We start from the raw sequence: 17,445 nt of genomic DNA on the forward strand, positions 1-17,445 counted from the left end.
GATCATGGAAATCTCCAAAGCCGAGCTGGCCTCTGCAGCCGCCGCATCGTCCCCCAAGGGTGCCCAGGAATTGATGGGCTCCGAAATCCTCATCAAGTCGCTTCAGGCTGAAGGTGTCAAGCACCTGTGGGGTTACCCCGGCGGGGCAGTTCTCTATATCTACGACGCGCTCTACAAGCAGGACAGCATTCAGCATGTGCTGGTGCGCCACGAGCAGGCGGCCGTGCATGCAGCCGACGGTTTTGCGCGTGCCACCGGTGAAGTGGGCGTGGCGCTGGTGACTTCCGGCCCCGGTCTGACCAATGCGGTGACGGGCATTGCCACCGCCTATACCGACTCCATCCCCATGGTGGTGATCGCGGGACAGACATCGACCAATTACATCGGTACCGACGCATTCCAAGAGTGCGACACCGTGGGCATCACTCGTCCCATCGTCAAGCACAACTTCCTGGTCAAGGATGTGCGCGAGCTGGCCGAGACCATGAAAAAGGCTTTCCACATCGCCCGCACCGGCCGCCCCGGCCCTGTGGTGGTGGATATTCCCAAGGACGTGTCCTTCAAGAAGGCGCTGTACACGGGCTATCCTGAGAAAGTGGAAATGCGCTCGTACAACCCTGTCAAAAAGGGTCATGCCGGCCAGATTCGCAAGGCTCTGCAGTTGCTGCTGACGGCCAAGCGCCCTTATATCTACACCGGCGGCGGCGTGCTGCTGGGCAATGCCTGCAACGAACTGCGTCAGCTGGTGGACATGCTGGGCTACCCGGTCACGAATACGCTGATGGGCCTGGGCGCCTACCCGGCCAGCGACCGGAAGTTCCTGGGCATGCTGGGCATGCATGGCACCATCGAAGCCAACAATGCCATGCAGAACTGCGATGTGCTGCTGGCCGTGGGTGCGCGCTTTGACGATCGCGTGATCGGCAATCCCAAGCATTTCATGTCGGTGGAGCGCAAGATCATCCATATCGACATCGATCCTTCCTCCATCTCCAAGCGCGTGAAGGTGGATGTGCCCATCGTGGGCGATGTCAAGGATGTGCTCAACGAGCTGATCGCCATGCTGCGCGAGTCGGCGCAGCGCCCTGATGAAGCGGCCGTAGCCCAATGGTGGACCACCATCGAAGGCTGGCGCAGCCGCGACTGTCTCAGCTACGACAAGTCCAATACCGAAGTCATCAAGCCCCAGTACGTGGTCGACACGCTGTGGAACATGACCAAGGATGCGGACGCCTACATCACCTCCGATGTGGGTCAGCACCAGATGTGGGCGGCGCAGTACTACCGCTTTGATGAACCCCGTCGCTGGATCAACTCCGGCGGTCTGGGCACCATGGGCGTGGGTTTGCCTTACGCCATGGGCATCAAGCTGGCCAAGCCCGACTCCGAAGTCTTCTGCATCACGGGCGAAGGCTCGATCCAGATGAATATTCAGGAGCTGGCCACTTGCAAGCAGTACAACACCCCGGTGGTCATCTGCGCGCTGAACAACCGCTTCCTGGGCATGGTGCGTCAGTGGCAGGAAATCGAATACTCGGGTCGCTACTCGAGCAGCTATATGGATTCGCTGCCCGACTTCGTGAAGCTGGCGGAGGCCTTCGGCCACCGTGGCCTGCTGATCGAAAAGCCTGCCGATGTCGAAGCTGCGCTGCGCGAGGCACGCCGCATCGTGCGCGAAGAAAGCAAGACGGTCTTCCTGGACTTCCGCACCGACCCGACCGAGAACGTGTTCCCCATGGTGCAAGCCGGCCGTGGCATCACGGAAATGCTGCTGGGCGCTGACGACCTGTGATGCATGGAAAGCCGATTTCCAATGAAATCGGCATCAAGCGCTTACATGTCGATCCCAAGTGGCTATATTTTAAATAGCATTTTTTGACGAATCTATTGTCCGCCGAGCCTGGCACTTACCGGTGTCAGGGGAGGGCGGCGAAAAGAGGAATCTCCCAATGAAACACATTATTGCCGTGCTGCTCGAGAACGAGCCTGGAGCACTGTCACGCGTCGTGGGCCTGTTTTCTGCCCGTGGCTACAACATTGAATCCCTGACAGTTGCACCGACCGAGGATCCCTCTCTGTCGCGCATGACCATCCTCACCACGGGCTCGGACGATGTGATTGAGCAAATCACAAAGCACCTGAACCGACTGATTGAAGTGGTTAAAGTGGTGGACCTGACCGAAGGTGCTTACACCGAGCGCGAGCTGATGATGGTCAAGGTGCGTGCCGTCGGCAAGGAACGCGAGGAAATGAAGCGCATGGCGGACATCTTCCGCGGCCGCATCATCGACGTGACCGAGAAGAGCTACACCGTTGAGCTGACCGGCGACCAGTCCAAGAACGACGCCTTCCTGCAAGCCCTTGATCGCACTGCCATCCTTGAGACCGTTCGCACAGGCGCCTCGGGTATTGGTCGTGGCGAACGCATTCTGCGTGTCTAATGGCTGCGTTGCACCACTTTTGAATCTGAACAAACCTTTTTAACCCCCTCAAGATAAGAGACCTGGAGCCATCATGAAAGTTTTCTACGACAAGGACTGTGACCTGAGCCTGATCAAGGGCAAGACTGTTGCCATCATCGGCTACGGCAGCCAAGGCCACGCACATGCTCAAAACCTGAACGACAGCGGCGTGAAGGTTGTGGTCGGTCTGCGCAAGGGCGGCTCTTCCTGGGACAAGGTCGGCAAGGCCGGTCTGACCGTGATGGAAGTGAACGACGCGGTGAAGGCTGCCGACGTGGTCATGATCCTGCTGCCCGACGAGAACATCCCCGAGGTGTACAAGAACAACGTCGAGCCCAACATCAAGTCCGGCGCTACACTGGCTTTCGCTCACGGCTTCAACGTGCACTACAACCAGGTCGTGCCCCGCGCCGATCTGGATGTGATCATGGTCGCCCCCAAGGGCCCCGGCCACACCGTGCGCTCCGAATACCTGAAGGGCGGCGGCGTGCCTTCCCTGATCGCCATCTACCAGGACAAGTCCGGCAAGGCTCGTGACGTGGCCCTGTCCTATGCTTCAGCCAACGGCGGCGGCAAGGGCGGCATCATCGAAACCAACTTCAAGGAAGAAACCGAAACCGACCTGTTCGGCGAGCAGGCCGTGCTGTGCGGCGGTGCCGTGGAGCTGGTGAAGATGGGCTTCGAGACGCTGACGGAAGCTGGCTACGCTCCCGAAATGGCTTACTTCGAGTGCCTGCACGAGCTGAAGCTGATCGTTGACCTGATGTATGAAGGCGGCATCGCCAACATGAACTACTCCATCTCCAACAACGCGGAGTATGGCGAGTACGTGACCGGCCCCGAAGTCATCAACGAAGAATCCCGCAAGGCCATGCGCAACGCCCTCAAGCGCATCCAGAGCGGTGAATACGCCAAGATGTTCATCAGCGAAGGCCGCCTGAACTATCCTTCGATGACTGCCCGTCGTCGCCAGAACGCCGATCACGCCATCGAGCAAGTGGGCGGTCAGCTGCGCTCCATGATGCCTTGGATCTCCAAGAACAAGCTGGTCGACCAGACCCGCAACTGATGCAGGCAAGTCATTCGGCGCAAGCCGGATGACTGTGCTTGGGCAAGAGGCCACCTTCGAGGTGGCCTTTTTTCATTCCGGATGCGATCTGTGTGGCGGGTACACTGGTGGCAGGGACATGGTCATGATGGCCGTGCTTGAAATACTATCGTTTTAATAGCTGCATGCATCTGACATGCAAGCACTGGAGGTCTGTTTGATGCAAAACAGCAATGATTCTGCCGATCTGAGTGGAATGCCGCGCAAGCCGCGCAAAGGCATTTATGTGCTGCCCAATCTGTTCACGCTGGCAGCGCTGTTTGGCGGTTTCTACGCCATCGTCATGGCCATGAACAACAAGTTCGAACTGGCGGCCGTGGGTGTTTTTTGCGCCATGGTGCTCGACAGTCTTGACGGTCGCGTGGCGCGCATGACGCACACGCAAAGCGCGTTCGGCGAGCAGATGGATTCGCTCTCCGATATGGTGTCCTTTGGTGCCGCGCCTGCGCTGATTGCCTATGAATGGGCCTTGCGTCCCCTGGGGCGCTGGGGCTGGATTGCCGCCTTTGTGTATTGCGCCTGCGCGGCACTGCGCCTGGCTCGCTTCAACGTGAATACGGCCGTGGTGGACAAGCGCTACTTCCAGGGCATGCCTTCACCTGCGGCAGCGGCTCTGGTAGCGGGCTTTATCTGGCTGACCAGTGCCTTGATGGTTTCCCATCGCGACGTGCCCATCTTTGGCGATGTGATTTCCTGGTTCGGGGGTTATCCCACGGACAGGGCCGATCTGTCCTGGATCATGTTCGCCATCACGCTGTTCGCAGGCCTGACCATGGTCACCAATATTCCCTATTACAGCTTCAAGGACATCGGCGGCGCCAAGAGCATGCCATTCGTCTCGCTGGTGGTGGTGGCCCTGCTGATGGCCGTGGTCAGCATCGAGCCTGCAACCATGCTGTTCCTGGTGTTTGTCGGTTACTCGATCTCGGGTTATGTGATCTACGCCTGGCGCCGTTCCAAGGGCGAGCAGGTCAGCATCGTGGCAACCTCCAAGGACGAGCCTGATGAGCGTGGTCTGCACGACGATTGAAGCGCGGCTCCAAAAAATCCTGGCCCTGTCAACTTTTCTTGTGTTAAAGTGAGCCGCATGCAAAACCTGTCGCTAGCTCTACTACTAATGTCCAACGGGCAGAGAAAGTAGCGCGCGCGTACAAACACACCCTACTTGGCGGCCCGTAGCATCAGCGACGGGCCGTTTTTGCTTTTGGGCGTCGCTGGAGCTGGGTTCAATTTCCTCTAATTTCGACTAAAGAGACTCACCATGTTGCAAAACCCTTCCACCAAATACCGCGCTTTCGCCCCCGTGCGTCTGACCGATCGCACCTGGCCCGACGCGGTCATCACCAAGCCCCCGGTCTGGTGCAGCGTGGATCTGCGTGACGGCAACCAGGCCCTGATCGAGCCCATGGACATCGAGCGCAAGGTGCGCATGTTCGAGCAACTGGTGAAGATCGGCTTCAAGGAAATCGAAGTGGGCTTTCCTTCGGCTTCGCAGATCGAGTTCGACTTCATGCGCAAGCTCATCGAGGAAAACCGCATTCCCGACGACGTGACCGTACAGGTGCTGACACAGGCGCGTGAGCACCTGATTCGTCGCACTTTCGAGGCGCTGGAAGGCGTACCTCGCGCCATTGTCCATCTCTACAACGCCACGGCTCCCGTGATGCGCCGCGTGGTGCTGAACATGAGTGAAGACGAGATCGTGGAGCTGGCCGTGACCAATGCGCAGATGTTCAAGGACATCGCGGCCCAGCACCCCAACACCAAGTGGACCTTCCAGTACTCGCCCGAAATGTATTCGGATACCGAGCTGGAGTTCTCCAGGCGCGTGATCGACGCCGTCACCGATGTCTGGCAGCCCACACCCGAGAACAAGTGCATCATCAACCTGCCCACCACAGTGGAGCATTCCACGCCCAATATCTTTGCCGACATGGTGGAGTGGACGCATCGCAACATCAAGCGCCGTGACAGCGTGGTGATCTCGGTCCATCCTCATAACGACCGCGGCACGGGAACGGCGGCAGCGGAGTTGTCCCTCATGGCCGGCGCGGACCGTCTGGAAGGCTGCCTGTTCGGCAATGGCGAGCGCACCGGCAATCTGGACGTGGTGAATGTGGCGCTCAATATGTATATCCAGGGCGTGAACCCCGGCCTGGATTTTTCCGACATCGACGATATCCGTGCAACGGTTGAGCATTGCAACCAGTTGCCCGTGCATCCTCGTCATCCTTACGTGGGTGACTTGGTCTACACCTCCTTCTCCGGCTCCCACCAGGACGCCATCAAGAAGGCTTTCGCCGCCCACAAGGAAGGCGATATCTGGGATATGCCTTATCTGCCCATCGATCCCAAGGACCTGGGTCGCAGCTATGAGGCGGTGATTCGCGTGAACAGCCAGTCGGGCAAGGGCGGCATTGCCTATCTGCTCGAAAGCGAATACGGGCTTCAGCTGCCTCGTCGCCTGCAGATCGAGTTCAGCCAGGTCGTGCAGCGCGAGATGGATGCCAGCGGCAAGGAATTGTCGGCTGCGGATCTGTGGGAGCTGTTCCAGCGCGAATATGGAGTCAACACCGTCAAGGCGCCTCAATATCGCCTGAGCGAGGCAGATGGCGTGGTCAATATGACTTCCCACATCGAGATCGCCGGAGAAAAGTATTTTTTGGAAGGCGAAGGTACGGGCCCCATTGATGCCTTCGTGCAGGCGTTGTCGGCTAACGTCGGTCGCAATGTGCGCGTGCTCAACTATGCCGAGCATGCGATTGGCGAGGGTGCGAATGCCAAGGCGATTGCCTATGTGGAATTGCGCGTGGACGATGCTCAGGTCTGCTACGGCGTAGGGGTGGATGCCAATATCGTTTCCGCCTCGTTGCGCGCCATCATCTCGGGAGTACAGCGCGTTACCGCTGTCGCTGAAGAGGCGGTAGCTGCATAAAAGGTTCAAAGCCGGTGTCGCCAAAAGCGCACCGGCTTTTTTGTCGGCAATCCTCCAGTCAAAACAGGTGCCTACCGGCGCCATCACATAGAGAGTCCCCACCATGTCCGATCAGCTCATTATTTTCGACACCACCTTGCGTGACGGCGAGCAATCGCCCGGCGCTTCCATGACACGCGATGAAAAGCTGCGTATTGCCCGTCAGCTGGAGCGTCTGAAGGTCGATGTGATCGAGGCGGGGTTTGCTGCGGCATCCAATGGCGACTTCGAGTCCATCCAGACCATTGCACGTGCCATCAAGGACTCCACGGTCTGCTCGCTCTCCCGCGCCAACGACCGCGACATCGCGCGTGCGGCCGAGTCGTTGAAGGATGCCAACCGCGCTCGCATTCATACCTTCATCGCCACCAGCCCGCTGCATATGGAGAAAAAGCTGCGCATGACACCCGAACAGGTGCTGGAGCAGGCCAAGCAGGCGGTGCGCTTCGGGCGCAATCTCATCGAAGACATCGAGTTCAGCGCGGAGGACGGCTATCGCAGCGAACCCGATTTTCTGGCGCGTGTGATCGAGGTGGTCATCAAGGAAGGTGCAACCACCATCAACGTGCCCGACACCGTGGGTTACGCGATTCCCGAGCTCTATGGTGAATTCATTCGCAACCTGCGCGAGCGCGTGCCCAACAGCGACAAGGCCGTCTGGTCCGTGCATTGCCACAACGACCTGGGCATGGCGGTTGCGAATTCTCTGGCGGGCGTGAAGATCGGCGGTGCGCGCCAGATCGAATGCACCATCAATGGTCTTGGGGAGCGCGCGGGTAACTGCTCACTTGAAGAAGTGGTCATGGCCATCAAGACGCGCAAGGACTACTTCGGCCTGGATGTGAATATCGATACCCAGCATATCGTGGCCGCCAGCCGCCTGGTCAGCCAGACCACGGGCTTTGTGGTGCAACCCAACAAGGCTGTGGTGGGAGCCAACGCCTTTGCCCATGCCTCCGGCATTCATCAGGACGGCGTGCTCAAGGCGCGTGACACCTACGAAATCATGCGTGCCGAGGACGTGGGCTGGGCGGCCAACAAGATCGTGCTGGGCAAGCTCAGTGGGCGCAACGCTTTCAAGCAGCGCCTGCAGGAGTTGGGGGTGGAACTGGACAGCGAAGCTGCCATCAACCAGGCCTTCACGCGTTTCAAGGAGCTCGCGGACCGAAAGAGCGAGATTTTTGACGAGGACATTCTGGCGCTGGTGAATGCCGAAGGAGCGGAGCACCAGGACAATCAGTTCCAGTTCATTTCGCTGGCCCAGCAGAGCGAAACAGGTGAGCGCCCACATGCCAGCGTGGTCTTCAGCAATGCAGGCCGGGAAATCAAGGCCAGCTCCGACGGCAATGGTCCGGTCGATGCCTCGTTCAAGGCCATCGAGTCCGAAGTCAAGAGCGGTGCAGAAATGGTGCTGTATTCCGTCAATGCCATCAGCGGCTCAACCGAGAGTCAGGGCGAGGTGACGGTGCGCTTGCAGCGCAGTGGTCGCGTCGTCAACGGAGTGGGTGCTGACCCCGATATTGTGGTCGCATCGGCCAAGGCTTATCTGAGCGCTTTGAACAAATTGCATAGCAATCAGGAAGTTGTTGCAGCACAAGGTTGACTGCTGGATTTATAATTTCACTCAGATTATCGAGAAGGTTGTGCAAGTGCTTGTCACTGCACAACTTTTTTGATTGAATTAAATCCTTACACCTTGTTGTCTGGAGTATCGCATGCAGCTGCTGCGTCCATTTCGCCTTGCAAAACTCACCCAGGTGGTGTCTTTGGCTCTGTTGAGCTGTGCTCTGGCTGCTCCGGCAGCGCATGCGGCGGCGCCCAAGAAAGACTCCAAAAAGCCCGTGGCTGCTGCGGCTTCTGCGAAGAAAGCGGCCAAGGAGCCGGCTGGTAAGGCTCGTGCTGCAGCCCAGCCCAAAAGCGCAAAGGTCGCCAAGGGCAAGCCGGAAAAGGCAGACGCCAAGCTTGCAAGCAAGAAGGGCGGCAAGACTGTTCTAGCAGCCAAGGCCGAAAGAGACGAGAAGACCGGCGGCAAGAAGCGTCTGGCCAGGGCAGGAGCCACCGGTGCTGCGGTGGCGGCGGCAGCAACTGCCGCGGCGGTCGAGCCCGCACGCCTGTCCTACGGGCAGATGGCGGGTCTTCACTCCGTCTCGGATCCTCTGGATCTGCAAAGCAGCGTGGCTTATGTGATCGACCAGGACACACATGAGGTCCTGCTGAGCAAGAACGATCAGGCCGTGCTGCCCATTGCCTCGTTGACCAAGCTGATGACCGGTCTGCTGATCTCTCAGGCCCGTCTGCCCATGGACGAGATGATCACCATCACGCAGGACGATGTGGATACCGAAAAGCACAGCAGCTCTCGCCTGCGTGTAGGTACCACCTTGACGCGCGCCGAGATGATGCATCTTGCGCTGATGTCCAGCGAGAACCGTGCTGCCCATGCCCTGGGACGAACCTATCCCGGCGGTCTAGCGCAGTTTGTGCAGCTGATGAATTCCAAGGCGCTGCAGCTGGGCATGAAGGACACGCGCTATGTCGAGCCCACCGGCCTGTCCAGCAGCAACCAGTCCAGCGCGCGCGATCTGGCGCGCCTGGTGGCGGTGGCCCATGCGGATCCGCTGATGCGCGAATACTCCACATCGCCCGGCTATGAAGTGGCCGTGGGTCGTCGCACGCTGCAGTTCAACAACACCAACCGTCTGGTCAAGAGCGACAACTGGGATATCGGCCTGCAAAAGACCGGCTATATCTCCGAAGCCGGACGCTGCCTTGTGATGCAGGCCCATGTGGCCGGGCGCAAGCTGATCATGGTGTTCCTGGATTCCGCAGGCAAGTTCAGCCGCCTGGCAGATGCCGAGCGAGTGCGTCACTGGATGGAAAGCAAGGGCCCCACAGCCAGCAACACGATTGCCAGCCGTATCCGCGGCTGAGCCTGGCGAGGGCCAGGTCCGTCAGCAAAAAAGCGCTACCTCGGTAGCGCTTTTTTATTGGGTCCATATCTGAAATGGCCTTCCAGCCCTTTTGCAGATGATTGCGAGATGAGCTCGCTCCAGTCATTGGAGCGAAGAGATTCAGCCGTGCTGGCTGCGGCTATAGGGGTTGGCCGTTGCTTGAGCCGGGGCCGGGCGTGTGCCGCTGAAACCCAGTGCCACGGAAATTTCCTGAACCGTGGCCTGCAGCCTGGGGGCCCAGCTCTCATCAAGGCGGTCTGCAGGGGCAGAGATGGACAGGCCTGCAATCAGCTTGCTCTGGTCGTCGTAAATGCCGGCGGCCATGCAGCGCACGCCCAATTCCAGCTCTTCGTTGTCGCGGGCAATGCCGTATTGGCGTACCTTGGCCAACTCATGTTCCAGGTCGCCCAGCTGGGTGATGCTGAAATGGGTCTTGCCTGGCAGGCCGGTGCGCATGGCGTAGGCGCGCACCTGCTGGGCGTCATCGGCCGCCAGAAACAGCTTGCCGTTGGAGGTCAGATGCAAAGGGGCATGGCCACCGATGGCGCGTACCACCTGCATGCCGGAGCGCTCGCTGTAGGCGCGTTCCACATAGACAATCTCGTCGCCCTGGCGCACGGACAGGCTGATGGGCTGCTGAATCTGCTTGTAAAGCTGACGCATGGGGGTCAGCGCCACTTCACGTACGTTCAGCCGGGCCTTGACCAGGTTGCCCAGTTCCAGAAAGCGCATGCCCAGGCGGTAGCTGCCTGATTCGGGGCGATCCACAAAGCGGCCCAGTGCAAGGTCATTGAGGATGCGGTGCGTGGTGGATGGATGCAGGCCCGTGCGTTCGCTGATCTCCTTCAAAGAAACCGCTTCCTCACGCGATGCCAGCACGTCGATCAACGTGAACATGCGTTCCAGAACCTGGACGCTGGGCTTTGCGGAGGCCGATAGGTCGTCTTTTTTCATGCGTTGGAGATACTTTGCGGGATGGGGGCATTCTAGCGGTGCTGCAGCCTTGCAGCCATGTCATCCGCTCATATATCCATGTGCAGTTTTTTGTGGCGTCACTCTTCAATTTGCGAGCGCACAATGCTCTGCCTGTCTACGCGTTGCCATAGCTCGCCCTGGCGAATCTCATGTGGCAAAAAGCTGGCCTTGTAGCGCATCTTCTGACTCTCGGAGATCCAGTAACCAAGATAGACATAAGGCAGGTTCATGGCCTTCGCCTGCTGAATTTGCCACAGCACATTGAAGGTGCCGTAGCTGGCGTGGTCTTCCGGATCGTAGAAGGTGTAGACCGCCGACAGCCCGTCCTCCAATACGTCCAGAATGGAGAGCATTTTGAGTGTGCCGGGCTGACCGTCTGCGCCCGGCTCGCGGAACTCGACCAATCGGGAGTTGACTCTGCTTTGCAGCAGAAACTGCGTGTACTGGTCCACGCTGTCGTTGTCCATGCCGCCGCCGCTATGGCGGTGCTGCTGGTAGCGTAGGTAGAGCTGGTAGTGCTCGTCGGAGTAGTGCAGGCGCTGAATGGAGGCGACAAGTTGCCCATGCTGTTTTGCAGCGCGCCGCTGGCTGCGGCTGGGGCGAAACTCCTGGGCCAGAATTCGCAGGGGAACGCAGGCCTTGCAGCCATCGCAGTAGGGGCGATAGGTGAACATGCCGCTGCGCCTGAAGCCCAGCGTGACCAGTTCCGAATAGGTGGTGTTCTGAATCAGGTGACTGGGTGTGGCGACCTGAGAACGTGCCAGCCGGCCCGGCAGATAGCTGCAGGGATAGGCTGCCGTGGCATAAAACTGCAGGGCATGTAGCGGGAGGTCGTTCGGGTGCGTCATGATCGGACTCGGCTGCAGATGCGGTGCGTCAAGCCTCAGTATGGCTCAGCAATTGTTCCCAGTATATGGGCCTGAATTGCCACTGCATATCGGGCAGCTGGGCCTGGGCTTGAACGGTTCGGGCGAACTGTGCTCTTGTGACTTCTCGAGCTCCCATGAAAGACAGATGTGCGGTGGCCTGCTGGCAGTCGATCTGCGGCACCTGATGAGCCCTGCACAGGGCCACCAGCGCCGACAGTGCAATCTTGGAGGCATCGGTCTGCAGTGCGAACATGGATTCGCCAAACACAGCTCTGCCCAGCGCCACGAAGTAAAGGCCGCCAACCAGCTGGCCATCAATCCAGGTTTCCACGCTATGTGCAGCGCCTTGCTGATGCAGCTCGGTATAGGCATCGACGATGGTTTGCACAATCCACGTACCGTCCTGTCCATCGCGCGGGGTCTGCGCGCAATGCTTCATCACCGCGGTAAAAGCGCTGTCGATGCGAATTTCACAGCGCGGATCATTGCGGAACTTCTGCAGTTTTTTGCGCAGACTGCGGTGCAGACGAAATTCGTCGGGGTGCAGGATCATGCGCGGGTTGGGAGACCACCAGAGCACCGGCTGTCCTTCGCTGAACCACGGGAAAATGCCTTGGCTGTAAGCAGTGCGAAGGCGTGCCGCATCCAGCGTATTGCCGGCGGCCAGCAGCCCGGGGATGGGATCCCGTTCCCCCCAGGTCTGATCGATGGGGGGGAATTCTTGTTCGGGCTGCAGCCAGGGCAGGGAGTGGGTCATTGGCAGTGGGAGTGGATGGACTGCCCTTAGTCTTGCACAGACTGAAGCGGTTTTGCGCGTCGCGGTAGATGACGGGTGCTGGCGTAATCCCGCTGTTGGAGGCAGAAATGAAAAAAGGCTTCCTGAAGGAAGCCTTTTTGCAGGGGAGCAGCTGCGGCAGCTGCCGCCACATTACACGCGCTTGCGGTATTCGCCGGTACGGGTGTCGATTTCGATCTTGTCTTCTTGAGACACGAACAGGGGCACGGCCACTTCGAAGCCGGTGGCGATCTTGGCGGGCTTCAGAACCTTGCCGGAGGTATCGCCCTTGACGGCGGGCTCGGTCCAGGTGATTTCGCGCACGATGGTGGTGGGCAGTTCGACCGAGATGGCCTTGCCGTCGTAGAACACCACTTCGGCAGTCATGCCGTCTTCCAGGTAGTTCAGTGCGTCAGCCATGTTTTCGGCTTCGACTTCGTACTGGTTGAACTCTTCGTCCATCCACACGTACATGGGGTCGGCGAAGTAGGAGTAGGTGCAATCCTTCTTGTCCAGGATCACGTTGTCGATCTTGTCGTCGGCCTTGAACACGTTTTCCGTGCCGAAGTTGCCGATCAGGCTCTTGAGCTTCATGCGCACGGTAGCAGCGCCACGGCCGCCACGAGCGTATTCGGTCTTCAGAACGATCATGGGGTCCTTGCCGAACATGATCACATTGCCTGCGCGGATTTCTTGAGCGATTTTCATGGCTTGCTTGCGTTTGAAAGGTTGGAGCCGCTCTACACGGCAGGCAAGCTGTTCGCAATGGTCGCTGGAGAAAGCAACGCATCAAAGGTGCGGCGGCGGGGCCTGCCGCATGTACCGCGGCGGGGCGCGACCCCGAAAGCAAGATCGCTCGGCATACCGGCTGCGACTGCCCTCAGAGAGGCAAAACGTGGATTTTAGCTTTTTTCGGCGACAAAAGCTTGAAGCTGTGCAATCAGTTCGGTTTGCTCCATCAATCTGGCGCGTGCAGCCCTGATGCAGCAGGCCCATTCGTCCAGCATTTGCCGGTTGAGCAAAGGCAATGCTTGCGGTGCGGTCATGCCATTCCAGGTGTGGTGGAAGCGCCTGAGGCTGTCCGGAGCCTGGAGCCAGTCCAGAAAAGCGTTCAGCTTGTCGTGGTGGGCGTTGTCATGCTGAGGGTAGATCTGCCAGACCATGGGCTGGCCGGCCCAGAGTGCACGGACCAGAGAGTCCTCGCCGCGCACCAGATTCAGGTCGCAGGCCCAGAGCATTTCGTCGAACCGGGCTTGAGGGCGGGCTGGCAGATAGACCGGCTGCATCTGCTGCGCTTCGGGTAGCGCCTGCACGGCAGTCGTGGCCCGTCCCGGGGTCACCAGCAGCCTGGCGTTGAGCGTCTGCTTGTCCGAGAGCTGCGCGAGCAACTGGGGCAGGGCGGCTGGCTCGTAGCAAAACAGCGAGACGGCACATTCGCCATGTTGAATGCCCTCTGTGTGGCGCCACGAGTCGCGCTGCGCCATGAAGGCCTGCTGGCGTTGTGCCAGATTCTGCTCGCGTACCAGCGAGCCGGTTGCCGCCGTAAAGCCAGGGTAGAAGAACCAGCGTGTCAGCCCTGAGGCGGGGCCGCTCATGATGCGTGAGGGCAGGCGATGGCAGCGCTCCACATAGTCTTCGGCCGAGAGATATTCGAGGTTGATCCAGACCGCAGGCTTGCTCTTCGACGCCTTGTCAGCAATGGCGTTCACAAATGCTGCAGGAATCTCGCAGCCGAATGCCTCGATGACCACATCGCCGATCGATGCAGGAGCGTCTGCGGCTTGCGCGGGCCAGGCATGCACGCTCAAGCCTGGCGGCCAGGGCCGGGGCGCCATCCATTGCAGTGAACTGGCATCGTCCATCCACAGGCGTACCTGCTGGCCGCGTGTAGCCAGTTCCGCAGCCGTGCGCCAGCACACGCCCACGTCGCCATAGTTGTCTATGACCTGGCAGAAGATGTCCCAGCTCAGTGATGGATGCTGTGGCGTGCTGGCGGATACGGCCAATGGTGCGAAATCGGGCATGGCTTCAGTCTTGATCGGTTGAGGCGCTCTGGCACAGGTGCTCGACCAGCAGTTGTGCGACGGGCGAGAGTGCATCCTGGGAACGTACGCAGAGCATGAGTTGGCGCTCGGCCCAGACTTCGTCCAGGCGGATGCAGCGCAAGGGCAGGGCGCCCATGTAGATATGGGCGCTGCCTTCGGGAAGAATGCCAATGCCCAGGCCGGCGGCCACCATCAGGCACAGCGCGTCATAGCCTGTCACCTTCATGCGCAGGCGCGGCTGCAGGCCCTGGTCGGCGGCAGAGCGGGTGATCAGATGGTTGAGCGCACTGTCGGCATGCATGCCGATCAGATCATGCTCGAGGACCTGCTCCAGGCGCAGCCTGTGCTCGCCGGCCAGCGGATGGGATTGGGGCATGACCACGGCCAGCCGGTCCCGGCGATAGGGGCGCAGGCTGATCTTGCTGCCGTAGCTGCCGTTGTTGAGCAGGCCGATATCGGCCTCGTTGTCGGCCACGGCGCGCGCGATATCGGTGCTCACGCGCTCCTGCAGCCGCACGTCCACCAATGGGTGCCGGCTCAGAAAGCTCTGCAGCTGGGCCGGCAGAAACTGGGTGATGCTGGAAATATTGGCCATCACGCGCACGTGGCCGCGCAGGCCTTGCTCGCCGCCCTGGGCGTAGTCCTTCATCTGCGTGGCGATGCCGTCCAGCTCGTTGAGCACGCCGCGCGCCATGTTCAGCAGTGCGTAGGCGGCGGCCGTGGGCTGGCTGCCCCGGTTGCTGCGTGTGAACAGCTCAAGCTGCAACTGGTCCTCCAGCTCGGCCAGGCGGCGGCTGGCGGCCGAGGGGGCAATGTGCTCACGTGCAGCGGCACGTGCGATGGCGCTTTCTTCCATCACGGCCACAAACAGGCGCAGGGTGATCGGGTCCAGTTTCATGAGGACTGCATTATCCCGCCTGGCTATGCCCAAATGCGATGGCAACTTCGCATTTCAGCGTTTTGCAGGACGGCTCTTCAAGGGCAAGATGATTGAAAAGCCGCTTTGCATGGCGTTGGTCAACGCAAAGCGGCACAGCAAGACAGCCATCAAGAGACAAACGGATGACGACGATGAATATCCAAGACCCCGCCACGCAGATCGCCACGCCGCGCGCGCTGGAAGGGGTGAAAGTGGTGGAAATGGGCCAGCTGATTGCCGGTCCCTTCTGTGGCAAGACCCTGGGCGAGTTTGGTGCCGATGTCATCAAGATCGAGGCGCCCGGTGCCGGCGACCCGCTGCGCAACTGGCGCCTGATCAAGGAAGGCACCTCCGTCTGGTGGCAGGTGCAGTCGCGCAACAAGCGCTCGGTGGCACTGGATCTGCGCCAGCAGGAGGCGCAGGCCGTGGCGCGCCAGCTGATCGCCGAAGCCGACGTGCTGGTCGAGAACTTCCGCCCCGGCACGCTGGAGGGCTGGGGTATGTCGCCCGAGGAGTTGCATGCCATCAACCCCGGGCTGGTGATCCTGCGCATCTCGGGCTACGGTCAGACAGGCCCCTATCGCGATCTGCCGGGCTTTGGTGTGATCGGCGAAGCCATGGGCGGGCTGCGCCACCTGACGGCCGAGCCGGGCCGGGTGCCGGTGCGCGTGGGCGTGTCGATAGGCGATACGCTGGCAGCCCTGCATGGCGTGATCGGCGTGATGATGGCTCTGTATCACCGCAAGGTGAACGGCGGTCCCGGCCAGGTGATCGACGTGGCCCTGCATGAGGCCGTGTTCAACATCATGGAAAGTCTGATCCCCGAGTACAGCGCCTTTGGTGCCGTGCGCGAGGCCGCAGGCAGTGCGCTGCCGGGCATTGCGCCCTCGAATGCCTATCCCTGCCAGGATGGCTGGGTGCTGGTGGCGGGCAATGGCGACTCCATCTTCAAGCGGCTCATGACGGCCATCGGCCGCCAGGATCTGGCGGATGCGCCCGATCTGGGCGACAACGCCGGCCGCGTCCAGCGCGTGGCCGAGATCGATGCCGCGATTGGCACATGGACGCAGGCACGCAGCGTGCAGACGGTGATGGACGAGCTGGGCGCGGCACGCGTGCCGGCCGGCAAGGTCTACACGGCCAAGGATATTGCCGAGGATCCGCATTACCGGGCGCGCGAGATGATTCTGACCCAGCGCACCCGCGATGGTTTCGAGCTTCAGGTGCCCGGCGTGGTGCCCAAGCTCTCGCTGACGCCGGGCACGGTGCGCAGCAGCGCCCCCCATGTGGGCGACGACACCGATGCCGTGCTGGCCGAGATCGGTCTGAGCGCCGAGCAGATCGCGCAGCTGCGCGCCAAGGGGATTGTCCAATGATGGCCGCCGACCTGAATACGACGGTGTGGACCGGTGCGGGTCGCCGCATCCACATGAACGAAGTCGGCACGCGCGACGGTCTGCAGATGGAGCAGGCCTTTGTGTCCACCGAGGACAAGATTGTGCTGGTCAACGCACTGTCCGAGGCCGGCCTGTCCAAGATCGAAGTCACGGCCTTTGTCTCGCCCAAGGCCATTCCGGCCCTGCGCGACGGCGAGATCGTGATGCGCGAGATCGTGCGTCGGCCGGGCACGGTCTATACGGCGCTGGTGCCCAATGTGCGCGGCGCGGAGCGTGCCATCGATTCGCAGACCGACGAGCTCAATCTGGTGATGTCGGTCAGCGAGACGCACAACCTCTGCAATCTGCGCATGCAGCGCAGCCAGTCCTTCGAGGCACTCAGGCAGGTGATTGCCGCGGCGCAGCAGGCGGCAACGCCCGTCAACCTATCGCTTTCCTGCTGCTTCGGCTGCCCCATGGAAGGCGATGTGGCCGAGGCAGAAGTGCTGGCCTGGGTGCAGCGCTTTGCCGATCTGGGTGTGCAGGGCATCACGCTGTGCGACACCACGGGCATGGCCTATCCCAACCAGGTGCACTCCATGGTCCTGGCCTTCAAGGCGCGCTGGCCGCAACTGGGCCTGACCCTGCACTTCCACAACACGCGCGGCATGGCGCTGGCCAATGTGCTGGCCTCCATAGCTGCGGGTGCGGATCGCTTTGACGCCTCGATTGGCGGTCTGGGCGGCTGTCCCTATGCGCCGGGTGCCTCGGGCAATGCCTGCACCGAAGAGATCGTGCATGCGCTGCAGCTCATGGGCTATGACACGGGCACGGACCTGGCCCGCATCGTCGCGGCCGCCCGCAGCCTGCCGGCACTGATCGGCCACGAGACGCCGAGCCAGATCGTCAAGGCCGGTGCGCGCTGGGACCTGCACCAGCCGCCAGCGGATTTTGCCGAGATCAAGGAACGCGCCCAGGCCAGGGCCTGAGG

The 17,445-nt window shown here is 60.7% G+C and carries 15 protein-coding genes; 9 read left to right on the top strand and 6 right to left on the bottom strand.

What is annotated here, in order from left to right:
• The first annotated feature begins 4 nt into the window (after positions 1 to 4).
• The 7 genes from NOX35_RS09680 (at position 5) to pbpG (ending at position 9,474) form a co-directional block, all read left to right on the top strand.
• Complete coding sequence (locus NOX35_RS09680) at positions 5 to 1,792, top strand: acetolactate synthase 3 catalytic subunit (protein ID WP_182286465.1); 1,788 nt, start codon at positions 5 to 7, stop codon at positions 1,790 to 1,792.
• Between the two features lie 157 nt (positions 1,793 to 1,949).
• Positions 1,950 to 2,441, top strand: a complete 492-nt coding sequence (gene ilvN / locus NOX35_RS09685; protein ID WP_182286466.1) for an acetolactate synthase small subunit — start codon at positions 1,950 to 1,952, stop codon at positions 2,439 to 2,441.
• Between the two features lie 73 nt (positions 2,442 to 2,514).
• The gene (gene ilvC / locus NOX35_RS09690; protein WP_003056637.1) at positions 2,515 to 3,531 is read left to right on the top strand and encodes a ketol-acid reductoisomerase; all 1,017 of its coding nucleotides are present in this window, start codon (positions 2,515 to 2,517) and stop codon (positions 3,529 to 3,531) included.
• Between the two features lie 199 nt (positions 3,532 to 3,730).
• Positions 3,731 to 4,600, top strand: a complete 870-nt coding sequence (pssA, locus tag NOX35_RS09695) for a CDP-diacylglycerol--serine O-phosphatidyltransferase (RefSeq protein WP_087865766.1) — start codon at positions 3,731 to 3,733, stop codon at positions 4,598 to 4,600.
• Between the two features lie 231 nt (positions 4,601 to 4,831).
• Entirely contained in the window at positions 4,832 to 6,505 is a 1,674-nt protein-coding gene (leuA, locus tag NOX35_RS09700; protein WP_182286467.1) for a 2-isopropylmalate synthase, read from the top strand.
• A 103-nt stretch (positions 6,506 to 6,608) separates the two neighbouring features.
• Entirely contained in the window at positions 6,609 to 8,147 is a 1,539-nt protein-coding gene (locus NOX35_RS09705; protein ID WP_182286468.1) for a 2-isopropylmalate synthase, read from the top strand.
• A gap of 112 nt (positions 8,148 to 8,259) precedes the next feature.
• Positions 8,260 to 9,474: a D-alanyl-D-alanine endopeptidase gene (gene pbpG, locus NOX35_RS09710; RefSeq protein ID WP_182286469.1), complete on the top strand. Its 1,215-nt coding sequence runs from the start codon at positions 8,260 to 8,262 to the stop codon at positions 9,472 to 9,474.
• Positions 9,475 to 9,615: 141 nt separating this feature from the next.
• Here pbpG and NOX35_RS09715 read toward each other — a convergent pair whose 3' ends face one another.
• The 6 genes from NOX35_RS09715 to NOX35_RS09740 all read right to left on the bottom strand — a co-directional run bounded on the left by NOX35_RS09715 (position 9,616) and on the right by NOX35_RS09740 (position 15,057).
• Entirely contained in the window at positions 9,616 to 10,449 is an 834-nt protein-coding gene (locus NOX35_RS09715; protein WP_182286470.1) for an IclR family transcriptional regulator, read from the bottom strand.
• A gap of 98 nt (positions 10,450 to 10,547) precedes the next feature.
• Positions 10,548 to 11,318: an arginyltransferase gene (locus NOX35_RS09720; protein WP_003066251.1), complete on the bottom strand. Its 771-nt coding sequence runs from the start codon at positions 11,316 to 11,318 to the stop codon at positions 10,548 to 10,550.
• 28 nt (positions 11,319 to 11,346) lie between these two features.
• Positions 11,347 to 12,096 (bottom strand): leucyl/phenylalanyl-tRNA--protein transferase, encoded by a 750-nt coding sequence (gene aat / locus NOX35_RS09725; protein WP_256496483.1) that lies wholly within the window; start codon positions 12,094 to 12,096, stop codon positions 11,347 to 11,349.
• A gap of 171 nt (positions 12,097 to 12,267) precedes the next feature.
• Positions 12,268 to 12,822, bottom strand: a complete 555-nt coding sequence (gene efp / locus NOX35_RS09730; RefSeq protein WP_003056627.1) for an elongation factor P — start codon at positions 12,820 to 12,822, stop codon at positions 12,268 to 12,270.
• Positions 12,823 to 13,016: 194 nt separating this feature from the next.
• The gene (gene earP / locus NOX35_RS09735; protein ID WP_256496484.1) at positions 13,017 to 14,138 is read right to left on the bottom strand and encodes an elongation factor P maturation arginine rhamnosyltransferase EarP; all 1,122 of its coding nucleotides are present in this window, start codon (positions 14,136 to 14,138) and stop codon (positions 13,017 to 13,019) included.
• Between the two features lie 4 nt (positions 14,139 to 14,142).
• Positions 14,143 to 15,057 (bottom strand): LysR family transcriptional regulator, encoded by a 915-nt coding sequence (locus tag NOX35_RS09740; RefSeq protein WP_182286482.1) that lies wholly within the window; start codon positions 15,055 to 15,057, stop codon positions 14,143 to 14,145.
• 164 nt (positions 15,058 to 15,221) lie between these two features.
• On the opposite strand from NOX35_RS09740, the gene NOX35_RS09745 reads away from it, so the two are divergent.
• Together NOX35_RS09745 and NOX35_RS09750 are read left to right on the top strand one after the other, a co-directional pair.
• Positions 15,222 to 16,454, top strand: a complete 1,233-nt coding sequence (locus NOX35_RS09745) for a CaiB/BaiF CoA-transferase family protein (protein WP_182286483.1) — start codon at positions 15,222 to 15,224, stop codon at positions 16,452 to 16,454.
• Positions 16,451 to 17,443 carry a hydroxymethylglutaryl-CoA lyase gene (locus tag NOX35_RS09750; protein ID WP_256496485.1) on the top strand — a complete coding sequence of 331 codons (993 nt, stop codon included), beginning with the start codon at positions 16,451 to 16,453 and terminating at the stop codon, positions 17,441 to 17,443. The genes NOX35_RS09745 and NOX35_RS09750 overlap by 4 nt, the downstream gene beginning before the upstream one ends.
• Positions 17,444 to 17,445: the final 2 nt, after the last annotated feature.

Source organism: Comamonas sp. C11 (assembly GCF_024496285.1).
GTDB lineage: Bacteria > Pseudomonadota > Gammaproteobacteria > Burkholderiales > Burkholderiaceae_C > Comamonas > Comamonas testosteroni_F.